Consider the following 8,328-nt stretch of genomic DNA (forward strand, 5'->3'; position numbering starts at 1 on the left):
ATTGCGGGGCGACAAACGGCAAAGCTGAAAATTCCTTCCTGGTACGGAATCGATGAGATTCTTTACCCGGTACATCTCTCGCTCGAACAGGCTTCTTCTGAGATGACGGCACGCTACAAGGCATCGCTGGCACCGGAAGGGAAAGCGCGTCTTGTGGATCTAACCGGTGGCATGGGGGTCGATTTTTCTTTTCTGGCGCCTCGCTTCGGCCGGGCGGTCTACCTGGAGCAGAACGAGGAACTTTGTGCCCTGGCCGCTCATAACTTCGGACTGCTGGAGCTGAAGAATGCGACGGTGATACAGGGGAAAAGCGAGGAGTATGTTTCGCACATGGAGAGGGCGGATCTGGTGTACCTGGACCCGGCACGCAGAGAGGAAGGGGGCAGGAAAGTTTTCCGGATCGGGGATTGTACGCCGGACCTCACGCGACTGAAAGAGGGGCTCCTGGAGAAGGCGGACCGGATCATGATCAAGTACTCGCCGATGCTGGATATCTCCCTGGCCCTGAAAACACTGGGCGATGTGCGTGAGGTACATGTCGTCTCCGTGGAGAACGAATGCAAGGAGTTGCTTTTTGTCTTATCGAAGGAGGGGGGTGAGTGCATCTGCCAGACGGTGAACCTGCTTCGAGGAGGGGAGAGGGTGGCTTTTGGCTTTACCCCGGCTGAGGAGGCGCAGGAGGCGGTGCTGGCTCCCGAACCCGGGAGGTTCCTTTACGAGCCCAACGCCTCGGTGCTGAAAGCGGGTGCCTTCAACGCGGTGGCGAACCGGTATGGGGTGAAGAAGCTGCATCGGCATAGTCACCTGTACACCTCGGACAGCCGGGTGGCTGATTTCCCGGGACGTACGTTTGAGGTGGATTCCTGTTTTGTGCCGAACAAAAAGAACCTGCGTGTCTTTCTGTCGGAAACGAAAAAAGCGAACATCGCTGTCCGCAATTTTCCGATGTCTGTCGCCGAAATCCGCAAGAGGAGCGGCCTCAAAGAGGGGGGCGACTGTTATCTTTTTGCCACTACCCTGGCCGACGGCCGGAAGGTATGGATCATTTGTGCCTATCCTTTAACACCGCTTCAATATCCTGAAGCTTCAAGTCCTTCGTCTTCAGTAAAATAAGATAATGATAGAGCAGGTCTGCGGCTTCGTTCCGGAACAGGTCGAGGTTGTTGTCCTTTGCCTCAATCACCAGCTCCACGGCTTCTTCGCCTACCTTCTGGGCTACTTTGTTCACGCCGCGACTGAACAGGCGGGCGGTATAGGAGCCTTCGGGGTTCTCGGTGATGCGTTGTTCAATCACTTTCTCCAGTTCGTAGAGGAACCCTTTGGGGGTCTCTTCCTGAAAGCAGGAGGTGCTGCCGGTGTGGCAGGTCGGCCCCTGCGGATGCACTTTAATGAGTAGCGTATCGTGGTCGCAGTCGACCCGTATCTCCTCGACGGTGAGGAAGTTGCCCGAGGTCTCTCCCTTGGTCCACAGTCGTTGCTTGCTGCGACTGTAGAAGGTTACCTTGCCTTCTGCCCTGGTTTTTTCCAGTGCTTCTTCGTTCATATAGCCCAGCATCAATACCTGCAGCGTGCTGGCGTGCTGAATAACGACCGGAACCAGTCCTTCGTTTTTTTGAAAATCAATGTCCACTTGTCTGTTTTTTTGTGTGTGAATGTATCTGTTCATTCCCCGGATAGTAGCCGTACGGGAATCTGTTGTTCTTGTAAATATTGTTTCAGGGTGGGGATGGGGACCTCGCCGAAATGGAAGATGCTGGCTGCCAGGGCCGCACTTGCTTTGGTCTCGGTGAACACTTGGGCAAAGTGCTCCAGGGTGCCTGCTCCCCCCGAGGCGATCACCGGGATATGTACCGCTTCGCTCACACGGCGTGTGATGTCGAGGGCAAATCCGCTTTTGGTGCCGTCGTTGTTCATCGAGGTGAGCAGGATCTCGCCTGCTCCGCGCTGTTCTCCTTCTTTGGCCCAGTCGACAGTGCGGAGTGGGGTAGCTGTTCTTCCGCCGTGTACATAGACCATCCACTCGCCGTTCTCCTCCAGCTTCGTGTCGATGGCGAGCACCACGCACTGGCTGCCGAACTGTCCGGCTATTTCGGTAATCAGCTCCGGATGTTCTACGGCGGACGTGTTCAGGCTGACCTTGTCGGCCCCCGCCCGGATGATGGCCTGTGCATCTTCCAGGGTGCGGATGCCGCCACCCACCGTAAAGGGGATGTTGATGGCTTCTGCCACCCGGCGGACCAGCTCGGCGAGTGTCTTCCTGTTCTCGACCGTGGCGGTGATGTCGAGAAAGACCAGCTCGTCGGCTCCCTCTTGCACATAGCGTTTGGCGAGCTCCACCGCATCGCCCGCATCGCGAAGTCCCACGAAGTTGACTCCTTTTACGGTGCGCCCGTCCTTGATGTCGAGGCAGGGAATTATTCTTTTCTTCAGCATTGTATTGGCTTTTTTGTGATTATCTTTCAGCGTTCTATGTGTGTAATCGGTTAAGAGAGAAACTCCCGGAGTTCGGATAGTTGGATCTTTCCTTCGTAAATGGCTTTGCCGATGATGGCGCCCTCGCAGCCCAACTCACGGAGGGAGTGCAGGTCTTGGAGGGAGGTGATGCCCCCGCTGGCGATAAGCTGAACGTTCGTTTTGGCAAGGATCTCCTTGTAGAGGTCGGTGGAGGGGCCTTCCAGCATGCCGTCCTTCGCGATGTCGGTGCAGATGACATAGCGTACGCCCTCTTTCTCGTAGTCGGAAATGAAATCGACCACGTCTTCTTCGGACTGTTGCTGCCAGCCGTTGGTGGCGATCTTTCTGTGGTGACTGTCTGCGCCGAGGATGATCTTGTCTGCTCCGTAGGCCGCGAGCCACCGCTTAAAGAGTGGGGGCTGCTGCTGGGCAATGCTTCCGCCGGTGATCTGCCCGGCTCCGTTTTCAAAGGCGATCCGCACATCTTCGTCCGACTTGATGCCGCCGCCAAAGTCGATCTTCAGCGATGTCTTCGTGGCGATGTCGTGCAACACGCGGTGGTTGACGATGTGTTTCGATTTGGCACCGTCGAGGTCCACCAGGTGGAGGTAGCGTATGCCGTGGTCTTCGAACTCCTTTGCCGCATCCAGCGGATTGTTGCGATAGGTCTTCCGGGTGCTGTAGTCGCCTTTCGTCAGGCGCACGCACTTGCCGTCGATGATGTCGATGGCGGGGATAATTCTCATAATCTCAAAAAATTGTGTAAAATATGTTCGCCCACGCTGCCCGACTTCTCGGGGTGAAACTGCGTGGCATAGAAATTTTTTCTCTGCATGGCCGCGCTGAACGACACAAGATAGTTGCTCGTGGCGATGGTCTGCGGACAGATTCCGGCATAATAGCTGTGCACGAAATAGACCGTGTCTTCGTTGCCAAAGCCGGCGAAAAGGGGGCCTTGAAGATCGGACAGGTTGTTCCATCCCATGTGGGGGACGATCTCTCCGGGGGGGAACTTTTTCACCTGCGCATCGAAGATGCCCAGACAGGGGGTGTCTCCCTCCTCGGAATGGCTGCACATGAGCTGCAGTCCCAGGCATATGCCCAGCGTGGGCTGAAGCAGCGATTTAATCACCGTGTCCAATCCTCTTTCCTTCAGGTAGATCATTGCGGACTTTGCTTCTCCTACGCCGGGGAAGATCACTTTGCCGGCACCCAGTATTTCGTCGATGTCGTCCGTCACCCTGCAGTTGTAGCCGAGGCGTTTCACTGCATTTTCTACCGACGCAATATTCCCTGCATTGTATTTGATGATGGCGATCATTGTATAATCTCCTTTCGTGTTATAACACTCCTTTTGTGCTGGGGATGCCTTCTGTCTCCCCACGTTTTACGGCCATTTTCACGGCGCGGGCAAAGGCTTTGAAGATGGCCTCTATCTTGTGGTGCTCGTTGTCGCCCTCTGCCTTGATGTTGAGGTTGCACTTTGCGCTGTCGCTGAACGACTTGAAGAAGTGCATAAACATCTCCGTGGGTACATCGCCCACGTACTCGCGCTGAAAAACGGCGTCCCACACCAGCCAGGGGCGACCGCCGAAGTCGATGGCAGCCTGCGCAAGGCAGTCGTCCATGGGCAGCATAAAGCCGTAGCGGGAGATCCCCTTCTTCTGCCCCAGTGCCTGGAGAAATGCTTCTCCCAGCGCGATGCCGGTATCTTCTACGGTGTGATGCTCGTCGATGTGGAGGTCGCCCTTCACCTGCACCGTCATGCGGATGTTGCCGTGGCGGGCAATCTGATCCAGCATATGGTCGAAGAAGCCCAGCCCGGTGGAGATGCTGCTCTGGCCGCTCTCGTCGAGGTTGACTTCCACCCGGATGTCGGTCTCGGAGGTCTTCCGGTGCACCTTGCCCGTACGGGGTTGGGCTTGCAGGAAGCGGTAGATCTCGCCCCACGAGGGGGTGCAAAGGGTGGCTCCGGGGAGGGACTCGTTGCTCAGCAAGATGGATTTGCAATTCATGTTTTGGGCCAGCTGTACGTCCGTCATCCTGTCGCCAATGACGTAGGAGTTCGTCAGGTCGTAACCGCCCTTCAGGTAGTGCGTCAGCAGGGCCGTGCCCGGTTTGCGGGTGGGCAGGTTCTCGTGTGGAAAGGAGCGGTCGACCAGTATTTCGCTGAAGCGGACGCCCTCGTTTTCGAAGGCCCGGAGGATCTTGTTGTGTGCCGGCCAGAATGTTTCTTCGGGGAAGGAGGCGGTGCCGAGGCCGTCCTGGTTGGTGACCATCACCAGCTCATATTCCAGCTCGGCGGCAATGCGGGAGAGATACTGGAATACTCCCGGATAAAACTCCAGCTTCTCCAGGCTGTCAATTTGTTCGTCACTGGGTTCGATGATCAGCGTTCCGTCGCGGTCGATGAATAATACTTTCTTCATGATTGTGTGTAGTTGCTTAGTTCTTCCAGTAAGATCCGGTTTTCTTCGGGTGTTCCCACCGTGATGCGGAGGCAGTTGCGGACCACGCTGCTGCGGTTCCTTACGATCACTTTCCGGGTTACCAGGTGGTTGTAGAGCTTGTCGGCATTGTCCACCTCCACCAGCAGGAAATTGGCATCGGAAGGATAGACACGGCGCACCAGCGGCAGCTTGGGCAGTTCATTTTCGAGGATCGCCCTTTCGCGCAGGATCACGTCAACGCGGTAAGCCTGTTTTTCGGGTTTGGAGAGGGCTTTAAGCGCCTCCTCCTGATTGAACGCACTCACGTTGTAGGGTGGCTTTGTCTTGTCCATCAGGGCGATGATGGCGGTGCTTGCATAGGCGATGCCCACGCGTGCGCTGGCCAGTGCCCAGGCTTTGCTAAACGTTTGCATCACGATGAGGTTGGGATACCGGGAAAGCCGCTCCGTGTAGCTCGGCTCGCTGCAGAAGTCGATGTAGGCTTCGTCCACGATCACGATGCCCGGGAACTTTTCCAGCAGCCTCTCTACGTTCTTCAGCCGGTTCCCGGATGGGTTGTTGGGGGAACAGACGAAGAGGCAGCGGGCATCGTGCGAGAGTATCGCGTCGATGTTCAGCTCAAAATCGGGGGTGAGCGGGACGTGCACCACCTCCACGTTGTGGATGTTGGCCGAGACCTCGTACATCCCGTAGGTGGGGGGGCAGATGATTGCTCGATCTTTGCCGGGCTCGCAGAAAATGCGGTAGACCAGGTCGATCACCTCGTCGCTGCCGTTCCCGATAAAGATGTTCTCCACGGGGATGCGCCTCTGCTCCGACAGCGCTTTCTTGAGCCTGCGCTGGTGCGGGTCAGGATAGCGGTTCTTCCTGCCGAAGGGGTTCTCGTTGGCATCGAGGAAGATGCCTTCATCTCCTGTAAACTCGTCGCGGGCGCTGGAGTAGGGCTTCAGCTCCCAGATGTTGGGACGTACCAGCGACTGTAAATCAAACTCTTTCATGTTCTTTTTCTTCTTCTGTACTGTTTTCCGGGGTTGACTCGGTGGCTGCCTGCAGCCGTTTGGCGGTGACGGCGCCCAGGCGCAGCGTCACGGCATTCTTGTGTGCGTGCAGCTGTTCTGCTTCCGCCATGATCTCAATTGCGTGGCCAATGCTGAGGATGCCCTCCTCGCTGAGGTGCTGGAAGGTGATCTTCTTCACGAAGCTGTCGAGCGAGACGCCACTGTACGCTCTGGCATAGCCGCTGGTGGGCAGTGTGTGGTTGGTGCCGCTGGCATAATCGCCCGCACTTTCGCAACTGTAGTTGCCGAGGAAGACGGAGCCTGCGCTCACGACGCCGCGGCTCAGCAGTACCGGGTTCTCCGTCGCGATGATCAGGTGTTCCGGAGCATATTGATTGCTGAAAGCGATGCAATCGTCCAGGTCGCGGAAGAGGATGGCCTTGCTGTTTTTGAGTGCCTGCAAGGCTGTTTCCTTCCGGGGCAGGGCTTCCAGTTGCAGGTCGAGCTCTTTGTTCACCGCCTTGATCACCTGCTTGCTGTCGGAGAGCAGGATCACCTGGCTGTCGGGGCCGTGTTCGGCCTGCGACAGCAGGTCGGCTGCCACAAACGAGGGGGTGCAGCTTTTATCGGCGATGATGAGCACCTCGCTGGGGCCGGCCGGCATGTCGATGGCCACCCCGTAGAACTGTGCCGAACGTTTTGCCGCCATCACGTACTGGTTGCCGGGGCCAAAGATCTTGTCCACTTTGGGGATGCTCTCCGTACCGAAGGTCATGGCGCCAATGGCCTGAATGCCTCCGACAGCGAAGATCTTCGTGATCCCCGTGAGCTGTGCGGCGAAGAGGATGGCGGGATGGATCTCTCCCTTTTCGTTGGGCGGTGTGCAGACCACGATCTCGCTGCAGCCGGCTATCCTGGCCGGCACGGCAAGCATGAGCACGGTCGAGAAGAGGGGGGCGGTGCCCCCGGGGACGTAGATGCCGATCCGCTCTATGGGGCGCGGCTCGCGCCAGCAGACGACGCCCGGGGCTGTTTCTACCTTGCGTACTTCCTCCTGCTGTGAGCGGTGAAAGGTCTCGATGTTTGTCCGTGCCATCTCAATGGCCTGCTTCAGCCGTTCGGGTACCAGGCCTGCTGCTTTTTCAAGGGCATCCTGACTCACCTCCAGTTGCACCTGTTCGGGGAAGTCGAATTTGCGGCTGTAATCGAGCACAGCCTTATCGCCCTTGCGGTGGATGTCGTAGAACATCTTCTCCACCGTGTCCATCAGCTTGCGCTGTTTGATCAACGGCCGTTCGGCAAGCTTTTGCCATTTGCTTTGCGAAGGGTTGCTTATTGTTTTCATTGTTTGTCAGTTATAGTATCATCTTCTCGATGGGAATAACCAGGATGCCTTCGGCGCCGTGACGCTTCAGCTCATCGATCACCTCCCAAAAGTCGTCGTCGCTGATTACCGAGTGCACGCTGCTCCAGCCTTCATCGGCCAGCGGCAGGATGCTGGGGGAGCGCATCCCCGGCAACAGCCGTACTATGTCGGGAATCACCTCGTTGGGGGCATTCAGCAGGACATATTTTCTCCCCTGTCCGTTTTTGTACGACTTGATGCGGAACAGCAGCTGCTCCAGAAGTTTCGCTTTTGCGGGGGAGAGGTTCTTGTTGCCAATCAGTACCGCCTCGCTTTTGATGACCGTCTCCGCCTCCTTCAGCCCGTTCATCAGCAGGGTGCTGCCGGTGCTCACGATGTCGAAGATGGCATCTGCCAGGCCAATGCCGGTAGCGATCTCGACGCTGCCGCCCAGCTCCTCAATTTTCACATCGATGCCTTTCTGCCGGAAAAAGTTGTGCAGGATCTTCGGGTAGCTCGTGGCAACGCGCTTGCCGTTAAAGTAGCCGAGCCCGGTGTACAGGTCGTCTTTCGGGATGGCAAGCGAGAGGCGGCAGTTGCCGAAACCCAGCTTCTCGATCACCTCCACCTCCTTGTCTTTTTCCCACACCTCGTTCTCGCCCAGGATCCCGATATCGGCCACTCCCTGCTCCACGTACTGGGGAATGTCGTCGTCGCGAAGGAAGAGGATCTCCATGGGGAAGTTGGAGGCGTCGGTTTTTAGTTTTCTATTGCCGTTCGACACCTTGATGCCGCATTCGGTGAGGAGGTCGATCGATTTCTCGCTTAGCCTGCCGCTCTTTTGGATAGCGATTTTGATTTTTTCCATTGTGCTGTTCTTTTTGTCGAATAAAACCGGTATGAGCTTAACAAAAAACCCGCCTGATTTTATTCAGACGGGTGTATAAATATAGACTTTCGTGTTCGTACATATCTATCTCAACTCGCCTGATTGCAAGTATGAAAATGATGATGATGGAACTTGTTTACTTTCATTTTTATCGTATAGTTGGTGCAAAGATAATGGATTTATTTTAAATGT

Annotated in this window: 9 protein-coding genes; 1 reads left to right on the top strand and 8 read right to left on the bottom strand. The window is 56.4% G+C overall.

What is annotated here, in order from left to right:
• Nucleotides 1-1,113, top strand: a 1,113-nt coding sequence (locus B3Z75_RS08400) for a THUMP-like domain-containing protein (protein WP_294070065.1), incomplete at its 5' end; no start/stop codon positions are given.
• Here B3Z75_RS08400 and hisIE read toward each other — a convergent pair.
• From hisIE to hisG, 8 genes are read right to left on the bottom strand one after another with little or no spacing between them, the layout of a single operon-like run.
• Complete coding sequence (gene hisIE, locus B3Z75_RS08405) at nt 1,043-1,666, bottom strand: bifunctional phosphoribosyl-AMP cyclohydrolase/phosphoribosyl-ATP diphosphatase HisIE (RefSeq protein ID WP_294070069.1); 624 nt, start codon at nt 1,664-1,666, stop codon at nt 1,043-1,045. The genes B3Z75_RS08400 and hisIE overlap by 71 nt on opposite strands.
• Entirely contained in the window at nt 1,663-2,433 is a 771-nt protein-coding gene (gene hisF, locus B3Z75_RS08410; RefSeq protein WP_294070073.1) for an imidazole glycerol phosphate synthase subunit HisF, read from the bottom strand. The genes hisIE and hisF overlap by 4 nt, the downstream gene beginning before the upstream one ends.
• A gap of 50 nt (nt 2,434-2,483) precedes the next feature.
• Nucleotides 2,484-3,203, bottom strand: a complete 720-nt coding sequence (gene hisA, locus B3Z75_RS08415) for a 1-(5-phosphoribosyl)-5-[(5-phosphoribosylamino)methylideneamino]imidazole-4-carboxamide isomerase (protein WP_294070613.1) — start codon at nt 3,201-3,203, stop codon at nt 2,484-2,486.
• Nucleotides 3,197-3,775 carry an imidazole glycerol phosphate synthase subunit HisH gene (gene hisH, locus B3Z75_RS08420; protein ID WP_294070077.1) on the bottom strand — a complete coding sequence of 193 codons (579 nt, stop codon included), beginning with the start codon at nt 3,773-3,775 and terminating at the stop codon, nt 3,197-3,199. Before hisH ends, hisA begins: the two co-directional genes overlap by 7 nt.
• 19 nt (nt 3,776-3,794) lie before the next feature.
• Nucleotides 3,795-4,883, bottom strand: coding sequence for a bifunctional histidinol-phosphatase/imidazoleglycerol-phosphate dehydratase HisB (gene hisB / locus B3Z75_RS08425; protein WP_294070081.1), 1,089 nt, complete (start codon nt 4,881-4,883; stop codon nt 3,795-3,797).
• Nucleotides 4,880-5,902, bottom strand: coding sequence for a histidinol-phosphate transaminase (gene hisC / locus B3Z75_RS08430; RefSeq protein ID WP_294070086.1), 1,023 nt, complete (start codon nt 5,900-5,902; stop codon nt 4,880-4,882). The genes hisB and hisC overlap by 4 nt, the downstream gene beginning before the upstream one ends.
• Nucleotides 5,889-7,247 carry a histidinol dehydrogenase gene (gene hisD, locus B3Z75_RS08435; protein ID WP_294070094.1) on the bottom strand — a complete coding sequence of 453 codons (1,359 nt, stop codon included), beginning with the start codon at nt 7,245-7,247 and terminating at the stop codon, nt 5,889-5,891. The genes hisC and hisD overlap by 14 nt, the downstream gene beginning before the upstream one ends.
• A 10-nt stretch (nt 7,248-7,257) precedes the next feature.
• A complete protein-coding gene (hisG, locus tag B3Z75_RS08440) occupies nt 7,258-8,115 on the bottom strand; it encodes an ATP phosphoribosyltransferase (RefSeq protein WP_294070097.1) in 858 nt (285 codons plus the stop codon).
• Nucleotides 8,116-8,328: the final 213 nt, after the last annotated feature.

This window comes from Proteiniphilum sp. UBA1028, assembly GCF_002316955.1.
Lineage (GTDB): Bacteria > Bacteroidota > Bacteroidia > Bacteroidales > Dysgonomonadaceae > Proteiniphilum.

Bases quoted from the DNA above. Each gene is read 5' to 3' on its own strand.
- hisIE (WP_294070069.1), bottom strand. From the start codon at position 1,666: ATGAACAGATACATTCACACACAAAAAAACAGACAAGTGGACATTGAT.
- hisF (WP_294070073.1), bottom strand. From the start codon at position 2,433: ATGCTGAAGAAAAGAATAATTCCCTGCCTCGACATCAAGGACGGGCGC.
- hisH (WP_294070077.1), bottom strand. From the start codon at position 3,775: ATGATCGCCATCATCAAATACAATGCAGGGAATATTGCGTCGGTAGAA.
- hisB (WP_294070081.1), bottom strand. From the start codon at position 4,883: ATGAAGAAAGTATTATTCATCGACCGCGACGGAACGCTGATCATCGAA.
- hisC (WP_294070086.1), bottom strand. From the start codon at position 5,902: ATGAAAGAGTTTGATTTACAGTCGCTGGTACGTCCCAACATCTGGGAG.
- hisD (WP_294070094.1), bottom strand. From the start codon at position 7,247: ATGAAAACAATAAGCAACCCTTCGCAAAGCAAATGGCAAAAGCTTGCC.
- hisG (WP_294070097.1), bottom strand. From the start codon at position 8,115: ATGGAAAAAATCAAAATCGCTATCCAAAAGAGCGGCAGGCTAAGCGAG.